General features: G+C 43.6%; 16 protein-coding genes and 3 pseudogenes. 12 read left to right on the top strand and 7 right to left on the bottom strand.

The window, feature by feature from the left end; genetic code table 11:
• Positions 1-171: 171 nt before the first annotated feature.
• A complete protein-coding gene (nirK, locus tag DYC63_RS05475; RefSeq protein WP_115218313.1) occupies positions 172-1,293 on the top strand; it encodes a copper-containing nitrite reductase in 1,122 nt (373 codons plus the stop codon).
• A gap of 186 nt (positions 1,294-1,479) precedes the next feature.
• Here nirK and DYC63_RS05470 read toward each other — a convergent pair whose 3' ends face one another.
• On the bottom strand, positions 1,480-6,090 hold the full coding sequence (locus DYC63_RS05470; protein WP_172459436.1) for a calcium-binding protein: 4,611 nt from the start codon (positions 6,088-6,090) through the stop codon (positions 1,480-1,482).
• A gap of 58 nt (positions 6,091-6,148) precedes the next feature.
• Between DYC63_RS05470 and DYC63_RS12615 the strand changes: the two genes are divergently transcribed.
• Positions 6,149-6,334: a hypothetical protein gene (locus DYC63_RS12615; protein WP_172459435.1), complete on the top strand. Its 186-nt coding sequence runs from the start codon at positions 6,149-6,151 to the stop codon at positions 6,332-6,334.
• A gap of 63 nt (positions 6,335-6,397) precedes the next feature.
• Entirely contained in the window at positions 6,398-6,541 is a 144-nt protein-coding gene (locus tag DYC63_RS12610; protein ID WP_172459434.1) for a hypothetical protein, read from the top strand.
• 1,036 nt (positions 6,542-7,577) lie between these two features.
• Here the strand turns inward: DYC63_RS12610 and DYC63_RS05465 are convergent.
• The 3 genes from DYC63_RS05465 to DYC63_RS05460 form a co-directional block, all read right to left on the bottom strand.
• The gene (locus tag DYC63_RS05465; protein WP_115218311.1) at positions 7,578-8,543 is read right to left on the bottom strand and encodes a hypothetical protein; all 966 of its coding nucleotides are present in this window, start codon (positions 8,541-8,543) and stop codon (positions 7,578-7,580) included.
• 95 nt (positions 8,544-8,638) lie between these two features.
• Entirely contained in the window at positions 8,639-8,776 is a 138-nt protein-coding gene (locus DYC63_RS12605; protein WP_172459433.1) for a hypothetical protein, read from the bottom strand.
• A gap of 11 nt (positions 8,777-8,787) precedes the next feature.
• Positions 8,788-9,753 carry a hypothetical protein gene (locus DYC63_RS05460; protein ID WP_115218310.1) on the bottom strand — a complete coding sequence of 322 codons (966 nt, stop codon included), beginning with the start codon at positions 9,751-9,753 and terminating at the stop codon, positions 8,788-8,790.
• Positions 9,754-9,933: 180 nt separating this feature from the next.
• Here DYC63_RS05460 and DYC63_RS05455 point away from each other — a divergent pair, with 180 nt between their 5' ends.
• A complete protein-coding gene (locus DYC63_RS05455; RefSeq protein WP_147284931.1) occupies positions 9,934-10,845 on the top strand; it encodes a cation diffusion facilitator family transporter in 912 nt (303 codons plus the stop codon).
• Here DYC63_RS05455 and DYC63_RS12600 read toward each other — a convergent pair.
• Positions 10,831-10,995, bottom strand: coding sequence for a hypothetical protein (locus tag DYC63_RS12600; protein WP_172459432.1), 165 nt, complete (start codon positions 10,993-10,995; stop codon positions 10,831-10,833). The two genes, DYC63_RS05455 and DYC63_RS12600, sit on opposite strands and share 15 nt — an antisense overlap.
• Before the next feature lie 64 nt (positions 10,996-11,059).
• On the opposite strand from DYC63_RS12600, the gene DYC63_RS05450 reads away from it, so the two are divergent.
• From DYC63_RS05450 to DYC63_RS05440, 3 genes are read left to right on the top strand one after another with little or no spacing between them, the layout of a single operon-like run.
• Complete coding sequence (locus DYC63_RS05450; RefSeq protein WP_115218308.1) at positions 11,060-12,043, top strand: ribonucleotide-diphosphate reductase subunit beta; 984 nt, start codon at positions 11,060-11,062, stop codon at positions 12,041-12,043.
• A complete protein-coding gene (locus tag DYC63_RS05445) occupies positions 12,030-13,694 on the top strand; it encodes a ribonucleoside-diphosphate reductase subunit alpha (RefSeq protein ID WP_115218307.1) in 1,665 nt (554 codons plus the stop codon). The genes DYC63_RS05450 and DYC63_RS05445 overlap by 14 nt, the downstream gene beginning before the upstream one ends.
• A gap of 5 nt (positions 13,695-13,699) precedes the next feature.
• Positions 13,700-14,341 (top strand): hypothetical protein, encoded by a 642-nt coding sequence (locus tag DYC63_RS05440; RefSeq protein ID WP_174892111.1) that lies wholly within the window; start codon positions 13,700-13,702, stop codon positions 14,339-14,341.
• A 66-nt stretch (positions 14,342-14,407) separates the two neighbouring features.
• Here the strand turns inward: DYC63_RS05440 and DYC63_RS05435 are convergent.
• Positions 14,408-14,644, bottom strand: a pseudogene (locus DYC63_RS05435) (DUF711 family protein); the annotation flags it as partial.
• On the opposite strand from DYC63_RS05435, the gene DYC63_RS05430 reads away from it, so the two are divergent.
• Both DYC63_RS05430 and DYC63_RS13525 read left to right on the top strand, forming a co-directional pair.
• The gene (locus tag DYC63_RS05430; RefSeq protein ID WP_115218306.1) at positions 14,592-14,852 is read left to right on the top strand and encodes a hypothetical protein; all 261 of its coding nucleotides are present in this window, start codon (positions 14,592-14,594) and stop codon (positions 14,850-14,852) included. The pseudogene DYC63_RS05435 and the gene DYC63_RS05430 sit on opposite strands and share 53 nt — an antisense overlap.
• A 129-nt stretch (positions 14,853-14,981) precedes the next feature.
• Positions 14,982-15,437 (top strand): annotated as a pseudogene (locus tag DYC63_RS13525) (calcium-binding protein); the annotation flags it as partial.
• Positions 15,438-15,512: 75 nt separating this feature from the next.
• On the opposite strand, the pseudogene DYC63_RS12730 reads toward DYC63_RS13525, so the two are convergent.
• Positions 15,513-15,764 (bottom strand): annotated as a pseudogene (locus DYC63_RS12730) (DUF711 family protein); the annotation flags it as partial.
• A 449-nt stretch (positions 15,765-16,213) separates the two neighbouring features.
• Between DYC63_RS12730 and DYC63_RS05415 the strand changes: the two are divergent.
• The 3 genes from DYC63_RS05415 to DYC63_RS05405 are packed head-to-tail and all read left to right on the top strand — an operon-like array spanning position 16,214 to position 18,120.
• The gene (locus DYC63_RS05415) at positions 16,214-16,873 is read left to right on the top strand and encodes a hypothetical protein (protein ID WP_115218304.1); all 660 of its coding nucleotides are present in this window, start codon (positions 16,214-16,216) and stop codon (positions 16,871-16,873) included.
• Positions 16,857-17,156, top strand: coding sequence for a hypothetical protein (locus DYC63_RS05410; protein WP_115218303.1), 300 nt, complete (start codon positions 16,857-16,859; stop codon positions 17,154-17,156). The genes DYC63_RS05415 and DYC63_RS05410 overlap by 17 nt, the downstream gene beginning before the upstream one ends.
• A complete protein-coding gene (locus DYC63_RS05405; RefSeq protein ID WP_115218302.1) occupies positions 17,149-18,120 on the top strand; it encodes a hypothetical protein in 972 nt (323 codons plus the stop codon). Before DYC63_RS05410 ends, DYC63_RS05405 begins: the two co-directional genes overlap by 8 nt.
• The last annotated feature ends 72 nt before the right edge of the window (positions 18,121-18,192 follow it).

The raw sequence follows: 18,192 nt of genomic DNA, 5'->3' as shown, positions 1-18,192 counted from the left end.
CTGTTATAAAAAATAATCTTTACTAACATGACAATAATCACAAAAACAAATAGACAAGTATTTTTCACAAACTTTTTGTCAAAAATTTTTAACAAAATTGACGCAAGTCAAGGCGCTAAATCGGCAGACTTGTAAAATGAAAGCTCTTAACCAACTCGTAAGGAGAAAATCATGAAAAAGCTATTCTTAGCGATGACAGTGGCATCATTAAGCACCGGCGTATTAGCAGACACCGCAAGCACGCACACCGGCGGTTTAGAAGGCTATGAAGTCGGCAAACAAGCAGATATCGAAGCTTTAGAAGTCGTTACCCCGAAACTTCTGCCTGCGCCGCTGGTGCAAGAGCACAGCCTGGAAGCGCCTGCCAAGCCGCGTCTGGTCAAATACACCATGACCATTCAGGAAAAAGAAATCGAAGTCGAGCCCGGTGTGTTTATGTGGGCCTTCACCTTTGACGGCGCGGTTCCCGGCCCGATGATGGTGGTGCATGAAGGCGACTATGTAGAGCTGACCCTGAAAAACGCCGAAACCAACAAACTGGTGCACAACATCGACTTCCACGCCTCAACCGGTGCTTTGGGCGGCGGCGAATTAACCAACGTAGCCCCCGGTCAAGAAGTCGTATTGCGTTGGAAAGCCATTAAACCGGGCGTATTCATTTACCACTGCGCACCGGGCGGCGCGATGATTCCTTGGCACGTCGTACACGGCATGAACGGCGCGATTACCGTCTTACCTAAAGAAGGCTTGAAAGACAAAGACGGTAATCCTCTGAAATACGACCGCGCTTACTATATCGGCGAACAGGATTACTACATTCCTAAGAACGAAAAAGGCGAATTCATACGCTTTGACAATGCCGCCGCTTCTTATGCGGACGACAAACGCGCCATGGACACCTTAATTCCCAGCCATATTGTCTTCGGCGAAACCAAAGGACAATTGCTCGGCGACAATGCCATGACTTCAAAAGTCGGCGAAACCGTCATGCTTTACCACTCACAAGCTAACCGCCAAAGCTATCCGCACTTAATCGGCGGACACGGCGAATACGTCTGGGAACGCGGTAATTTGGCAGACGCACCGGCACACGATTTGGAAACTTGGGTCATTGCGGCAGGTTCGGCAGGCGCAGCCATGTACACCTTCAAACAACCCGGCACCTACGTTTACCTCAGCCACAACCTGATTGAAGCCCTGAACTTCGGCGCGATTTCGCAAATTCGCGTGGATGGCAAATGGGATAACGACCTGATGGAACAAGTCGTTCCGCCAAGCCCAATCAAAAACTAAACCTTGATTGTGCTGATAGCCCGCCTAGTGCGGGCTATTTTTTCTGTAGCTGAAATAATATAGTCAACAAACAATTGAAACCTTAGTTTATTCATGTGATTAAGCCGATACACAAAAGTCATATGTTGTGCTGTATGAATTAACTATATAAAGCGGCAAATGCCGCTTTTTTTCTAAATGCCGAATCTACACAATCTCAAAATGTTCATGACTTAAAGCATATAAAGCCGAACCGCGCAGCGTCGCCACATGCTGAGCCGCTATTACGCCCGAACCGTCAGCGTCATAAAGCAAAGATCCTGTCTTCACATCAAACAATACGCGCTGTTCCTGCGTATCGGCTTGAGTGCCTAAAGCAAAAGCCTCCGCCTTAAGCTGCTCGCCCAAAGCAGAAAACACCTCTCGGCTCAAAGCAATTTTATCTTCCTGAACATTGAAATCTTCAATAATATCGACCGCATCATCAGCCACATCAAACACAAACACATCCGCACCGGCATCGCCGTGCAAACGATCCGCGCCTTTGCCGCCGCTTAAGACATCATCCCCCGCGCCGGCATAGAGATAATCCGCTCCATCGCCACCATATAAACGATCATTACCGCCATTACCGTACAGTTTATCGTCTCCGTCTTCTCCGTACAGCACATCGTCTTTGTCCGCACCGTGCAGGGTGTCGTTTCCGGCTCCGGCATAGACTTCTGCTTTGCCGCGCCAATATTGGAAGGTATCATTTGCTTCCGTGCCGTGAATCAGCAAACCTTTTGTCATTAAGTCTTCAAGAGAGAAAGACTGATCGGCAAATTGGAAATGTTCGATTTTATAAGCATCGCTATGGAAAAAGTTTGTAATTTTGACGGAGTCTGTTTCACTGCTTTGCATGATGAGATGATAGCCTTCTTGGCGGAAGATCACTTCTTCTCTTTTTAGGTCAGTGAAAATAATACGGTCATCAGCATCATTATGCGGATCATGAATCACATCTTGTCCATGTCCTTTGGAGAAGACGTAAGTGTCATTACCGACACCGCCTTCTAAACGATCATTGCCAGCACCGCCAATTAAGCGGTCGTTACCGCCTTTGCCGTACAGTTTATCGTCTCCGTCTTCTCCGTACAGTACATCGTCTTTATCCGCACCGTACAGGGTGTCGTTTCCGGCTCCGGCATAGACTTCTGCTTTGCCGCGCCAATATTGGAAGGTATCATTTGCTTCCGTGCCGTGAATCAGCAAACCTTTTGTCATTAAGTCTTCAAGAGAGAAAGACTGATCGGCAAATTGGAAATGTTCAATTTTATAAGCATCGCTATGGAAAAAGTTTGTAATTTTGACGGAGTCTGTTTCACTGCTTTGCATGATGAGATGATAGCCTTCTTGGCGGAAGATCACTGCGTTTCGATTCAAGTCGGTAAACTGGATGGTGTCACTATTCGCCGTGGTTTGGTAGTCGTAAATCACATCTTGTCCATGTCCTTTGGAGAAGACGTAAGTGTCATTACCTGCACCGCCTTCTAGGTAGTCATTACCCGCACCGCCAATTAAGCGGTCGTTACCGCCTTTGCCGTAAAGTTTATCGTCTCCGTCTTCTCCGTACAGCACATCGTCTTTGTCCGCACCGTGCAGGGTGTCGTTTCCGACTCCGGCATAGACTTCTGCTTTGCCTCCCCAATATTGGAAGGTATCATTTGCTTCCGTGCCGTGAATCAGCAAACCTTTTGTCATTAAGTCTTCAAGAGAGAAAGACTGATCGGCAAATTGGAAATGTTCAATTTTATAAGCATCGCCATAGAAAAAGTCGTAGATTTTGACGGAGTCTGTTTCACTGCTTTGCATAATGAGATGGTAGCCTTCTTGGCGGAAGATCACTTCTTTTCTTTTTAGGTCAGTGAAAATAATACGGTCATCAGCATCATTATGCGGATCATGAATCACATCTTGTCCATGTCCTTTGGAGAAGACGTAAGTGTCATTACCTGCACCGCCTTCTAGGTAGTCATTACCCGCACCGCCAATTAAGCGGTCGTTACCGCCTTTGCCGTAAAGTTTATCGTCTCCGTCTTCTCCGTACAGCACATCGTCTTTGTCCGCACCGTGCAGGGTGTCGTTTCCGACTCCGGCATAGACTTCTGCTTTGCCTCCCCAATATTGGAAGGTATCATTTGCTTCCGTGCCGTGAATCAGCAAACCTTTTGTCATTAAGTCTTCAAGAGAGAAAGACTGATCGGCAAATTGGAAATGTTCAATTTTATAAGCATCGCCATAGAAAAAGTCGTAGATTTTGACGGAGTCTGTTTCACTGCTTTGCATAATGAGATGGTAGCCTTCTTGGCGGAAGATCACTTCTTTTCTTTTTAGGTCAGTGAAAATAATACGGTCATCAGCATCATTATGCGGATCATGAATCACATCTTGTCCATGTCCTTTGGAGAAGACGTAAGTGTCATTACCGACACCGCCTTCTAAACGATCATTGCCAGCACCGCCAATTAAGCGGTCGTTACCGCCTTTGCCGTACAGTTTATCGTCTCCGTCTTCTCCGTACAGCACATCGTCTTTGTCCGCACCGTGCAGGGTGTCGTTTCCGGCTCCGGCATAGACTTCTGCTTTGCCGCGCCAATATTGGAAGGTATCATTTGCTTCCGTGCCGTGAATCAGCAAACCTTTTGTCATTAAGTCTTCAAGAGAGAAAGACTGATCGGCAAATTGGAAATGTTCGATTTTATAAGCATCGCTATGGAAAAAGTTTGTAATTTTGACGGAGTCTGTCTCACTGCTTTGCATAATGAGATGATAGCCTTCTTGGCGGAAGATCACTTCTTCTCTTTTTAGGTCAGTGAAAATAATACGGTCATCAGCATTATTATGCGGATCATAAATCACATCTTGTCCATGTCCTTTGGAGAAGACGTAAGTGTCATTACCTGCACCGCCTTCTAGGTAGTCATTACCCGCACCGCCAATTAAGCGGTCGTTACCGCCTTTGCCGTAAAGTTTATCGTCTCCGTCTTCTCCGTACAGCACATCATCTTTATCCGCACCGTGCAGGGTGTCGTTTCCGGCTCCGGCATAGACTTCTGCTTTGCCGCGCCAATATTGGAAGGTATCATTTGCTTCTGTGCCGTGAATCAGCAAACCTTTTGTCATTAAGTCTTCAAGAGAGAAAGACTGATCGGCAAATTGGAAATGTTCGATTTTATAAGCATCGCCATAGAAAAAGTCGTAGATTTTGACGGAGTCTGTCTCACTGCTTTGCATGATGAGATGATAGCCTTCTTGGCGGAAGATCACTTCTTCTCTTTTTAGGTCAGTGAAAATAATACGGTCATCAGCATTATTATGCGGATCATAAATCACATCTTGTCCATGTCCTTTGGAGAAGACGTAAGTGTCATTACCTGCACCGCCTTCTAAACGATCATTACCTGTGCCGCCGTCTAAAACATCGTTTCCGGAACCGCCGTTAAGCGTATCATTGCCTGCTTTGCCGTAGAGAATATCGTTTTTCTCTGTGCCCTTAAGCGTATTGTTTTGCTCATCGCCGCTGATGCTAGGAATGACCACTTCGGCGGCAAAGAGTGCGCCGTATTCGTCGCTATGCTCCATCAAATAATCGCTGAGGCTATTTTGATAAGCTGAAGAGTAGGTAAATAAACCGTTCATCATGCGATAAGCGGCTTTAGCTTCGGCGCTGTTGTCTTGTGCCTGTAGAGATTGCAGATGATCGGCAAAGTCTTTCCAATCTATGCCGTCTTTATTTTGCGATTGCCGGCTCATCACTTGCCAAAAGTGTAAAGCGGTTTCCTGATGGGCTTTGCTGTAAAGCATCAGCCAAGCATGGGTATAGTCGGCAAATTCCGCAAATGCTTTTTTCAGATGCGGAGCGGCGTTGTGGTTAGGATTGGGGCGCGAACCGTTTTGTCTAAAAGCCTTGCCTGTCAGCGCTTCTAGTGCGACTAACGTTCTTGCGTCAATATGATCGCCACGGCTGCCGCTTGCCACATTTTCGCTACCCGTCCAGCGGTAAATCAAGGCTTTTAGCAAATCCTCTTGTGCTTCGGGCGCAGCCTGCAAATACGCCTGCACTTTTTCTTTGAGCAGCGCATCTTGGCTCATCGCAAGATGCAAATCCATGACATTGCCAAAACCCCGCACGTTCGGCAATGACAGCAATTCCGCCGCCTGCTCGGGAGAAAGCCGCACATCGCCGACATAGCGCGTTTGTGCGGGATTGATTTGAAACCATACGTCTTCGGCGATATGTTCGCGACCGTCGGCAAAACGTACGCTGCCGCGATGGGTAATGATATTGCCGTTAACATCACGTTCTTTCAGCGTTTGAACATGTAAATCAATACTGCTGATGCCTGCCTCGGCAAGGCTGATGATTTCTCCTTCTTCGCTGATGCCGTTTTGGTTTTTATCCTGCCATAGGGCTAATTGTGCATAAATGCTGTCTTGCGCATCAATTTTGCCGTCTTTATTCTCATCATAAGCGGCAAGGGCAGCGTAACCGTCGGCAAAAGATTTATTGCCTTTTTCGTCAAGCGTATGATTACCGAAGAGCTCTTTGCCGTTATCTATCTTGCCATTAGCGTTTTTATCCAGCACTAAGAAGGCATCGGAAGTATTAATCCAAGCGGTTTTCTCGGCAAAACCATTGCCGTCAAGGTCGAAATGGATTGCTTTTTCACTGCCTGTAGCGAGTTTGCCGGAATGAATGCCGTCTCCGTTCATGTCTATGATAATCGGACAAGAGGCTTGCTCGGCTTCGTCGAGGGTGGGGTTGAGATTATTCATAATATTGATCAAGCCATTTATTATTATTCCTGTAGTGCCTATAGAATGAGCACTAATTTTGGCAATTGTAGAAATCAATATGCTGCTGATGATTTCAGGATCAATGTTAGTCTCTTTAGCTAATTTTTCTATATTAGAAATATCTTTATCATCTTCTATAGGAGAAATATTTTTTAGTCCATCATACATAGCATTAAGCGCATTAATAAGATCTTCTTTATCTTTAGGGAGCTTACTTGCATAAATACCTATTAAAGCAGTGCGAATAGGTGAAAATATATCATTTGCAGAACTTTCTTTATTTAAAATGACTTCTGCAGATTGTTTTACACCTATTGTAGAAATCATGGCAGAAAACTTATTAATCATAGAGGGTACTTTAAAAGCATTGCTAATGCTAGATGCGCCAAGTCCTATACTTGCTAAATTGGCAAAATTCCCTAACTTTTGACCAGTTTCACTATAAGAAAAAGCCGTCCAATTTCTTTCAAAAGATGAACCAAGATTATTTTCATAATAATATATTTCTTTTAACTGATTAGTGCTAAGACCTGTGATTTCGGCAGTTTCTTGTAACAACTTATGAAAATTTTGTTGGTGCTTTTCTAAAGTATCTCTTAATATTGCAAGAGATGATTCTTTGAAAAAAGAATTCGCTACTTGAATTTTACTATTATTAAAAGATGAAATTTGATAATCAAGAGCTTGCTGGCTAAGTTCCACAAGCCATTTAGCATGCTCTATTTTTTTATCATGGTCTTGCAAGATTTGAGATAAATTTGACAACTCATCAATATTTTGCTTCATGATTTTAGTGATATGTTCTTGTTCTAAGGTTTCTTTATTTAATATCCAAGAAGGAGGAACGCCAAAGTGCAATACACCTATTCCAAACATACTTCCAGGATTGCTTTTGCTTGATTCTATTTGCCCCTTGATAACTGCCGCATTAATTGCATCTTGTTTAGCAATAGTTTCTGTAAAATCAGGAATATTAAGATTTATACTTTGAGCAAAATGTTTATCTGCATGACTTTTTCCATATAGCGCCGCATTAATTTCATAAGGAATATCATGAATGGTTTTAATTCCATTAAAACCATGAACATCATGAGCTTTATGATTAGCTCCTGTATATTCTTCATAATTTAAATCTGTAGTGACAGAACCATGCGTTTCAATTCTATTTTCTAAAGCTTCTAATATAAATTCTGCTTTAGTAGCATATAAGATTTGTGCGGTTTTATTATCAAGTTCACGACCTGTTTGCGAGCGCCAATAAATTGCGTTGCTTGCACCATAAACAGTGCCTTTATTAAATTCATTTATTGCCCAATAGGCACTATCAAAGCCTTTTTTCTGTAAATCTTGATAAATAGCATCAAAGTTTCCTTTTGCTAAGAGTTTCCGATAATAATTTGTATCTGTAATAGTAACTGCTGTCTTAACCGTATTTTCTAAATAAATATCACCCATATTATTTCTCCTTATTTGTCTTTACGAAAACCTAATACCATATTAATAGCATTTTTCTCTAATTCTTGCCATGAAGGTAAATTTTCTCTAATGTAAGATAACTCTATAAATATAGACATTTCATCTGGAAAATTAAAACGATGCCCACAAATATTAACTACTCCTTTATTAGTACAATTCATGATACTTTTTACACGTCCTTCATTATCACGATAAACAAATATATCTCTAGCTTTTTCATGTTCCCGCCAAGCCTTACCTGTTTTAGGGTCAATACCGGGGTGAATATTGACTTGCAAGCCATGAAAATATTCACCATTGGGTTGCCAATAATGATAAATTGGGGTATGTGGCAGATGAGGATTTCTTTCATAATAGTGTGCGACGGAATCATCTAAGAAATTAGGATTTGAATTGGCAAATTTAGCGGAAATACTAACTCGAATCCAATCATGACTTTTTATGCGAGCGGCTTTTAATTCTTGCTTCCTTTCTTCAACCAAAGCATCATTATGCCGGTCTAACATTTGCTTATCATGATTGCGAAAATCAAAGCCAAAAGAAGTAATGATGGAATCATAAGTTCGTACGCTGGGTTTGAAATTGCGCAGGGCTTGCGGGTTAAAGCCGGGAGAATCGGTATATTCTACAAAACGCACGATTGTCGGCGGCAGATTGACAGGCACACCGCCTAAATTGCCGATGATATAGGGTTTGCCGTATTTATCTTTAGGTGCATCATCAGGCATGATGCCTGCCGCACCGCCGCCCATAGCCCGCGCTAAATTCCCTACATCTGCAGCACTAGGAGCGGGCATGGCATTTTGTTTTTCTGTTTCGGGAGTATGTTGCGCATCAGCGGCAGCATGATGAGATGGCGCGGCATCGGTTTGGGATTGATTGCTTTCGACTGGCTTGCCGTCGCAGGCAACAAGACTCAGCAGGGCGATGCTTAAAAGCAGCGGATGAAACTTCATGGCTTTTCCTTATTTTAAAGAATTGCTGCAATATATTAAGCAATAATCAGCTAAAATCAAATGAAAATGATTTGTGAAATACTGTTGACTCTAGTCTAACAGAGTGATTCTGCTAGTCTAGAGCCTTGATAAATAGCATCGAAGTTTCCTTTTGCTAAGAGTTTCCGATAATAATTTGTATCTGTAATAGTAACTGCTGTCTTAACCGTATTTTCTAAATAAATATCACCCATATTATTTCTCCTTATTTATCTTTACGAAAATCTAACACCATATTAATAGCATTTTTCTCTAACTCTTGCCATGAAGGTAAATTATCTCTATTGTATTCAATACTAATAAAAATACTCATCTCTTCTGGGAATTTAAAGCGATGTGTGCAGCTATTAATTATACCTTTATTAGTACAATTCATGATGCTTTTTATACGTCCTTCATTATCACGATAAACAAATATATCTTTAGCGTCTTCATGTTCCCGCCAAGCCTTACCTGTTTTAGGGTCAATACCGGGGTGAATATTGACTTGCAAGCCATGAAAATATTCACCATTGGGTTGCCAATAATGATAAATTGGGGTATGTGGCAGATGAGGATTTCTTTCATAATAGTGTGCGACGGAATCATCTAAGAAATTAGGATTTGAATTGGCAAATTTAGCGGAAATACTAACTCGAATCCAATCATTATCTTGTATACGGGAGACTTTTAATTCTTGCTTCCTTTCTTCAACTAAAGCATCATTATGCCGGTCTAACATTTGCTTATCATGATTGCGAAAATCAAAGCCAAAAGAAGTAATGATGGAGTCATAAGTTCGTACGCTGGGTTTGAAATTGCGCAGAGCTTGCGGGTTAAAGCCGGGGGAATCGGTATATTCTACAAAACGCACGATTGTCGGCGGCAGATTGACAGGCACGCCGCCTAAATTGCCGATGATATAGGGTTTGCCGTATTTATCTTTAGGTGCATCATCAGGCATGATGCCTGCCGCACCGCCGCCCATAGCCCGCGCTAAATTCCCTACATCTGCGGCACTAGGAGCGGGCATGGCATCTTGTTTTTCTGTCGCGGGAGTATGTTGCGCATCAGCGGCGGCATGATGAGATGGCGCGGTATTAGATTGGGATTGACTGCTTTCGGTAGGTTTGCTGTCGCAGGCAACAAGACTCAGCAGGGCGATGCTTAAGATAAGCGGACGAGTTTTCATGGCTTTTCCTTATTTTAAAGAATTGCCGCAATATATTAAGCAATAATTAGCTAAAATCAAATGAAAATGATTTGTGAAATACTGTTTTTTCTTGCAGGATTTTGTCTGCGTTTGATAGCCCACCTAGCGCGGGCTATTTTTTTGCTACAATGCGCCGCTTGCCAATAGATGAGAATCACTATGACCTACGCCGAAAAACATGATTTGCTCAAACGCGCTAGCATGGCATCGGTCATCGTGGCGACCTGTCTTGTGCTTTTCAAATTCGCCGCATGGTGGCTTAGCGATTCGGTCAGTTTGCTGGCTTCCTTGATGGACTCGGTTACGGATATTGCCGCCAGCGGCGTGAATCTCATTGCGGTGCGTTATGCCATGCAAGAAGCCGATGACAATCATCACTACGGTCACGGTAAAGCGGAAAGTCTTTCCGCCGTCACGCAGGCAATGTTTATCGCCGGTTCTTCTTTATTTCTGATTGTCAGCGCTCTGCCGCGCCTCTTCCGCCCCAGCGCGCTCAATAATGATTGGATAGCGATTGGTGTGATGCTTATCTCTATTTGTATGACTTTAGGACTGGTACTCTATCAGCGCCATGTGTTGCGGCAAATCGATTCGCAATCGATGCGCGCCGACAGTCTCAATTATCTTAATGATTTGCTGACCAATAGCGGCGTATTGATCGCCCTTATTCTCAGCGGTTTATTCGGATTGACCATCGCCGACCCTATTTTCGCCATACTGATCAGCCTCTTTATGCTGCGCAATGTTTGGCAGATTATTAAAGACGCCATTTCCATTCTTATGGATGAGGCTTTGCCGCCTGAAGAAATGAAAAAAATCAGACTGGCTATCGCAAGCGTTGAGGGCGCTGTGGGCGTACACCGCCTGCGCGCGCGCAAATTGGCGCATTGGCGCATGATTGATATGCATTTGGAATTTCCTGATGATATTTCTCTCTTTGAGGCGCACCGTATCAATGACGAAGTGGAAATCGCGATTGCAGCTGAATTCGACGGTCCCTGCGAAATCATGATTCACCTTGAACCAATCTGCGTCGCCCATGACGACCGCTACAAATTAGGCGCCGAATAACCCTTGCAAAAATACCGCTTTAAACAGCGTCTCGCCCAAGCTTAAAACCACAAGATATAGTGCGGCGTACAAAAAACCTTCAACATCTTGTGGAGAAAAAATTATTTTTCCAGTAATTCCAAAGGGTAAATAAAGCCCGGCAATTGTCAAGATTGTAGAAAACGCAAATACGGCTACAATGCGGTCTGTTTTTTCTATTCCCTACCTTTTTTCTATGACCGCAAAACGCAATCTGTTTGAAAAACGCCTAGAAATCAAACCCTATGAATACCCGGAACTCTTGGAGTTTAAAGACGCTATCCGCCATTCTTACTGGCTGCATACCGAATTTAACTTCACCAGCGATATTCAAGACTACAAAACCGTGATTAACGAGCGCGAACGCAGCGCCCTCACGCGCGCCATGCTCGCCATCTCGCAAGTGGAAGTCAACGTCAAACGCTTTTGGGGCGATTTATACCGCTACTTCCCCAAGCCGGAAATCGATGATGTGGGCGGCACCTTCGCCGAAAGCGAAATCCGCCATAAAGATGCCTATTCCTTCCTGCTGGAAAAACTGGGCATGAATGACATGTTCGCCCACATCACCGAGATTCCCGCCCTCATGGCGCGGATTAACTACATGGAAGATTTCATGCGCGATAAAGACATCGGACGCGAACGCTTCGTTCTGTCGCTAGTTATGTTCTCCCTTTTTGTCGAGCATATTTCACTCTTCGGGCAATTCCTCATCATTATGTCTTTCAACAAACACCGCAATTTGTTCAAAGGCATCTCCAATGCCGTGGAAGCCACCTCGAAAGAAGAAGAAATTCACGGCCGCTTCGGCATCGCCCTCTATCAAATCATCCACGACGAACATCCGCGCTTATTCACGCCTGATTTCTATCACGAGCTGCAAGGCTTGGCAGACCAAGCGCTTGAAGCCGAACGCGGCATCTTGGATTGGATTTTTGAAGCAGGCGACCTGGACTTCATCAGTCGCGCCACCGTGGAAAACTACATCACCAACCGTTACAACAACTCTCTCAGCATACTCGGCATTAACACGCCCTATCTGATAGACACCCAAGCGCTGCGCGAAACCGAATGGTTCGACATCGAAATCCTCTCCGGCAAAGAGCATGATTTCTTCTACAAACGCAGCACCGATTACAGTAAAAAAGGCAAACAGATTACCGCAGATGACTTATTCTAAAGACCGTCCAGACTTCGACTGGCTCAATGACGACAGCCGCCTCTTCTTGCAACGCGGCTATCTCCTCGAAGGCACAAGCCCCGAAGCGCGCATACGCGCCATCGCCGACCATGCCGCAGCCCTGCTGCAAGACCTCGCTTTCGGCGACAAATTCTATCATTACATGGCGCGCGGCTACTTCTCGCTCTCCTCGCCGATCTGGTCGAACTTCGGACTGGGTCGCGGATTGCCGATTTCCTGCTTCGGCAGCTTCATCGGCGACTCCATTTACGACATCATGCGCACCACGGCGGAAGTCGGCATGATGAGCAAAATCGGCGGCGGCACCAGCGCCTACTTCGGCGCCATCCGCCCGCGCGGCAGCGACATCAGCAACAACGGCAAATCCGACGGCTCCTTTAACTTCACCAAACTATTCGACACCGTCATCGACGTCATCAGCCAAGGCACCTCGCGCAAAGGACAATTCGCCGGCTACATCGACATCGAACATGGCGACATCGAAGAATGGCTGGAAATCCACAGCGAAGGCAACCCCATCCAACTCATGTATTACGGCGTCTGCATCGGCAACGACTGGCTGGAAAGCATGAAAGCCGGCGATGCCGACAAACGCCGCATCTGGGCAAAACTCCTGCAACGTAAATCCGAAAGCGGCATTCCCTACCTCTTCTTCAAAGACAATGCCAATGCAGGACGTCCGGAAGTCTATAAAGACCGCGACATGCCCATCTACGCCTCCAACCTCTGCACGGAAATCATGCTGCCCGCCAGCGAAGAAGAAAGCTTCGTCTGCTGCCTCTCCTCCATGAACCTGCTCCATTACAACGAATGGAAAGACACGGATGCGGTAGAAACCCTAACCTATTTCCTCGATGCCGTCATGAGCGAATTCATCGACAAAAGCGCCGACCTTCCCTATCTCGACCGCGCCCACCGCTTCGCCAAACGCCACCGCGCACTCGGCTTGGGCGTGCTTGGCTGGCACAGCTACCTGCAATCGGAAATGATCGCCTTCGACAGCTTCGCCGCCATGCAGAAAAACAACGAAATTTTCAAATGCCTGCAAAACAAAACCCTCGCCGCCTCGCAAGCCTTGGCAGCAAAATTCGGCGAGCCGGAAATACTGCAAGGCTACGGACGGCGCAACACCACCCTGATGAGCATCGCCCCCACCAAATCCAGCAGCTTCATCCTAGGCAGCGTCTCGCCCTCAGTCGAACCCTTTAAATCAAACTACCATGTTAAAGACTTGGCGAAAATCAAAACCACCTATAAAAACCCATTCCTTGTCAAACTCTTGGAAAGCAAAGGACTGAACAGCAGCAATATTTGGGAAAGCATCCTACTGCACGACGGCTCGGTGCAACATCTTGAGCAACTCAGCGAGCAAGAAAAAGAAGTCTTTAAAACCTTCGCCGAAATCAGCCAATTAGCCGTCATACAACAAGCGGCACAGCGGCAGAAATACATCGACCAAGGGCAAAGCATCAACGTCATGATTCATCCCAACACACCGACTCGAGACATCAATCAACTCTATCTCACCGCGGCGGAACTCGGGATGAAATCCATTTACTATCAACACAGCATCAGCGCCGCCCAAAACTTCAACCGCAATTTACTCAATTGCAGCAGTTGTGAGGGATAAGACAGTTGACAATCTCTGGTACAGAAATGCGAAAAATGAAGAAACTATCTTATCTGGAATTGGGCATTCAGGCATTAGAAGCATTAAACCGTCCTGCAACTCACCTTGACATTTGGGAATATATCCAACAAAATCAACTCTATAAACAGCTTAATTCCTATGACGACTCTATTGGGATAGCCTCTATAGAAAAAAGACTACAAGACAGTATTAGCTCTAATTTATATACCGAAGCAAAAAAAGCCGACGGCAAGATTTACACAGAAGGCAGCAGACCAAAATATTTTCTTTTGTCCGCGCGCCGTAGTCATAATCAAGGCGTTGAGCTTCCTGTAGAACCCGAAGATATTCCGGAAAAACCTAATACATCTTCATTTCATGAACGTGATTTGCATCCGTTATTGAGCAAATTTCTTAATGGCAATCAGACCTTCGATGCTTCTTCGCGCACTATCTATCACGAACAAAGCAACAAGAAACAACGCGGTGCAGACAAATGGCTGTATCCCGACATGGTGGCCGTTAGCTTTGAATATGCGAATTATAAAAACAGTCAACTGGTTAATTTTGTAAAGAAATTTGACCGTCTTCCGCTAAAAATATATTCCTTTGAAATTAAGATTCGCTTGAATTTTTCTAACTCTTGAATTTACAATCCAACTGCAACAAATAAAAAAACTGCTGCCGCGGCGGCAGTTTTGGAGCCAAATTCTTTAATTTTTCAAAGACTGCACTGGCGCGGAGATGCGTCCACCACGATTGACAAACACGCTGCAATCCCCTGTTTTGACCGGTATAATCGGTGCAGAATCTAGCAAACCGCCAAATTCCACCATTTCGCCCACCTCTTTATTCGGCACGGGAATGATACGCACGGCGGTGGTTTTGCTGTTAATCATGCCGATTGCCGCTTCATCGGCAATAATGCCGGCAATGGTGTCCGCGCTGGTGCTGGCAAGGGAACTCCGCGTAGCGGAGTTCCCTTGCCAGCTTGAATTTTTCGGCGCGCGTCAAAACGCTTCGGACTTCGTTAATCGCTCAAACAGTGACGCGCTTGTTCCCGAAAAATCCTGCGCTGTCTGCGGCAAGGCAAAAGGGGATTTTGAGTGCTCCGTAACTGGTTTTGTGGAAATTTGCAGTTTCGCCGGCTCTGCGTAGCGAGTTTTGCTCAAAACTTTGCTTTCTTTGCTCTTCGTAGGAAATTCCGTCTTGTTTTAAAGTTTAACGGCTATAAATGGCGGCTATGGCAATGATACTTATGTCTTTGCTAAGAGACATGGTCAGGATGTGATTACTGATTATGAAACTACCGCCAATACCGACCGCATTGTCTTTAGCGATATTCAAAGAGCAGAAGCCATCTTCCGCCAAGAAGGCACGCATTTAATCATTCAAACAAGTGCAGAAGACAGCGTCAAAATCGAATACTTTTTCTCTGATAATGCCCATAAAATTGAAATCTTCCAATTTGCCGATCAGACTTTCAGCTTAGAAGAACTGATGGAAAACGGTTTGATTCTGCATGGCACAGAGAATAGCGATAACTATCAATACTGGCAAGGCAAAGGCATTGTCTATGCAGGCGGAGGAGACGATGTGCTGCGTGGTGCAGACAAAGACGATGAACTGTACGGCGAAGCGGGCGATGACAAGCTCTATGGCAATAACGGTAACGATATTTTGAACGGCGGCGCAGGTAATGATTATTTAAATGGCGGCTATGGCAATGATACTTATGTCTTTGCTAAGGGACATGGTCAGGATGTGATTACTGATTATGAAACTACCGCCGCGGCGGCAGTTTTGGAGCCAAATTCTTTAATTTTTCAAAAACTGCACTGGCGCGGGGATGCGTCCACCGCGATTGACAAACACGCTGCAATCCCCTGTTTTGACCGGCATAATCGGTGCAGAACCCAGCAAACCGCCAAATTCTACCATTTCGCCCACCTCTTTATTCGGCACGGGAATGATACGCACGGCGGTGGTTTTGCTGTTAATCATGCCGATTGCCGCTTCATCGGCAATAATGCCGGCAATGGTGTCCGCGCTGGTGCTGCCAGGTACGGAACTCCGCTACGCGGAGTTCCGTACCTGGCAGCTTGAATTTTTCGGCGCACGTCAAAACGCTTCGGACTTCGTTAATCGCTCAAACAGTGACGCGCTTGTTCCCGAAAAATCCTGCGCTGTCTGCGGCAAGGCAAAAGGGGATTTTGAGGCTCCGTAACTGGTTTTGTGGAAATTTGCAGTTTCGCCGGCTCTGCGTAGCGAGTTTTGCTCAAAACTTTGCTTTCTTTGCTCTTCGTAGGAAATTCCGTCTTGTTTTAAAGTTTAACGGCTATATAATTAAGAAAACACACAGCGCTCATGTCAGAAATTCATTTCCACAACTATGTATTTGCTAAACTCTAGCTGAGATTTGCTAAAACGATAAACAACTGATAACAAACACTTGACAAAGCAAATTAAAAAATTGTAAATTACGCCAAATAGGATGAATTCTTTTTTAGGAAAACTTTATGAAGTACAGCATCTCCAACACATCAATCTCAGTTCTTCTACTGCTCTGCAGCCTCATCTCTGCTTGCGAACCGCAAAATAAAAATCCAACAGAGAGTAATAAAGCACAAGTTCAAACAACATCAAGTCAAAGCAATCCACCGCCAAATACCGCACTAACCGCCGCCGATACCGCCAATCTTGCCCGCACAATGGGCGGCGGTGCGGCAGGTATCATGCCCGATGATGCCCTCAAAGATAAATACGGCAAACCCTATATCATCGGCAATTTAGGCGGCGTACCGGTGAATTTGCCGCCTACGGTGGTGGAATATGTGGAATATAACGACTCGCCCGGTTTTGACCACGAAGCCCTGCGCAATTTCAAACCCAGCATTCGCAATTATGATTCTGTTCTTGAGTCTTTTGGCTTTGAATTTCGCAATCGTGATTTGCAGCTTTATGACCGCTTAAATGAAAGTTTATATTATGCGCGCAAAAAAGATAGAGAGCGGAATACATTTGACTGGATTGATGTTGGCATTTCTTCCGGCAACTCTTATGGAAAAAATCCTGAGGCTTTAAGTGCTTCCTTAAATCGACATTTAGGAAATGTCGATTATGAGGTGAATCCTTGGAAATGGTTTAGAAGTGTATGCTGCAATGGAAATCAATCCTAAAACCGGAAAAATATGGCGTGAAGATGCAGACACAGATGATGTTTTTGTCCGCCGTGATGAGAAAGGTAAAGTACAAACCTTTATTCGTTGCTCAAATGCCAAAGTAGCTCGCCCACCTTGTACACATCATTTTCATTTGCCAAATGATATGAAAGCATGGGTATATTTAAGTTATAACCGTCATATACTTGCTGAATGGCAGAAATATGAAGAGAATACAATTAAGTTAGTAAATAGTTTTCGTGTAGATGATGCAGTTAGCAAAGGAGAAAATCATGACTAATAAAATCACTAAAGCACTTAATTCTACAGATATTGAAAAATATGGAAAATTAATTGAGAAAGAAGGCAAAGTGGGTGTTGATAAGATTTATAGCGATATGATGCAGCGTGGCTATCATAGTGCGATTTGGAATAAAAATGAATTTGCTTGCGATACAGATTTTGGCTTAAATAACGTTAATTTGATTATGCAGCAAAATGATATTTCGTATCTTAACCGAGAGTCTTTAGATGCATTATATATTATTACTGCCAAATCAATTTTAACGACTATATCCAATATAATAAAAAATAAAAATTGGAAACAAATTAAATACTTTTTTCACATCAAAAAATTTTTCAAAAATATTTCCTCAAATATCTTTTGTTTATTTTTGATTGTTATAGTTTCTAATAAAGCGCTGGCTTATTCTATCGAGGAAGAGAAAAATAATTTCGACAGGGTATTAAAGGAGATAAAATTTTGTGAAATAAGTGATTTATCTTTAAGAACAATGATTTATTACTTGAATTATAATGAACCTGCATTTCCATTTAAACACGATGATTTCTTTTTAAGAAACTCTTTGTATAAAGAAATCAACCTAGAAAACAGTGGTTTATTGTTAGATTTTATAAAAACACTTGAAACATTTTCACATGATAGAGATAAAGTATTATATAATGGATTTACTTATTCTAATCATTCTAGCGGTCAATTAGCAGATACTCATTTTTATTTCTCTTGCAATAAAGATACTTATAAATTATTTTTCTCATCCCAGTTTTTTTTAGACCCTAAAAGTAAAGATGGCTTTATAACTGCTACTATAATTAAAAATAAAAAAGAAAAATTTAATATTTTTGTTAAAATAGATACTTTAGACAGGATAATTACAATCGTAAACAAAATTTTTGATAAAGATGAAATAAAATCTTATTATGAAAATAAATCCTTGAATAAACTTATACATTGGAATAAATAATATGGTTAATAGTAAATATGGTATAAACGTACAATTCATAAATTTTTATGGAGATAAAAATAATGCAATCAC

This window comes from Suttonella indologenes (genome assembly GCF_900460215.1).
In the GTDB taxonomy this organism is placed as follows: Bacteria; Pseudomonadota; Gammaproteobacteria; order Cardiobacteriales; family Cardiobacteriaceae; genus Suttonella; species Suttonella indologenes.
This window is presented reverse-complemented; position numbering and strand designations above follow the sequence as displayed.

What these genes read in the sequence shown, in the direction of transcription:
- nirK (WP_115218313.1), top strand. Translation starts at nt 172, where the DNA reads ATGAAAAAGCTATTCTTAGCGATGACAGTGGCATCATTAAGCACCGGC.
- DYC63_RS05470 (WP_172459436.1), bottom strand. Translation starts at nt 6,090, where the DNA reads ATGAATAATCTCAACCCCACCCTCGACGAAGCCGAGCAAGCCTCTTGT.
- DYC63_RS12610 (WP_172459434.1), top strand. Translation starts at nt 6,398, where the DNA reads ATGACTTCTGCAGATTGTTTTACACCTATTGTAGAAATCATGGCAGAA.
- DYC63_RS05465 (WP_115218311.1), bottom strand. Translation starts at nt 8,543, where the DNA reads ATGAAGTTTCATCCGCTGCTTTTAAGCATCGCCCTGCTGAGTCTTGTT.
- DYC63_RS12605 (WP_172459433.1), bottom strand. Translation starts at nt 8,776, where the DNA reads ATGGGTGATATTTATTTAGAAAATACGGTTAAGACAGCAGTTACTATT.
- DYC63_RS05460 (WP_115218310.1), bottom strand. Translation starts at nt 9,753, where the DNA reads ATGAAAACTCGTCCGCTTATCTTAAGCATCGCCCTGCTGAGTCTTGTT.
- DYC63_RS05455 (WP_147284931.1), top strand. Translation starts at nt 9,934, where the DNA reads ATGACCTACGCCGAAAAACATGATTTGCTCAAACGCGCTAGCATGGCA.
- DYC63_RS05450 (WP_115218308.1), top strand. Translation starts at nt 11,060, where the DNA reads ATGACCGCAAAACGCAATCTGTTTGAAAAACGCCTAGAAATCAAACCC.
- DYC63_RS05445 (WP_115218307.1), top strand. Translation starts at nt 12,030, where the DNA reads ATGACTTATTCTAAAGACCGTCCAGACTTCGACTGGCTCAATGACGAC.
- DYC63_RS05430 (WP_115218306.1), top strand. Translation starts at nt 14,592, where the DNA reads ATGCCGATTGCCGCTTCATCGGCAATAATGCCGGCAATGGTGTCCGCG.
- DYC63_RS05415 (WP_115218304.1), top strand. Translation starts at nt 16,214, where the DNA reads ATGAAGTACAGCATCTCCAACACATCAATCTCAGTTCTTCTACTGCTC.
- DYC63_RS05410 (WP_115218303.1), top strand. Translation starts at nt 16,857, where the DNA reads ATGGAAATCAATCCTAAAACCGGAAAAATATGGCGTGAAGATGCAGAC.
- DYC63_RS05405 (WP_115218302.1), top strand. Translation starts at nt 17,149, where the DNA reads ATGACTAATAAAATCACTAAAGCACTTAATTCTACAGATATTGAAAAA.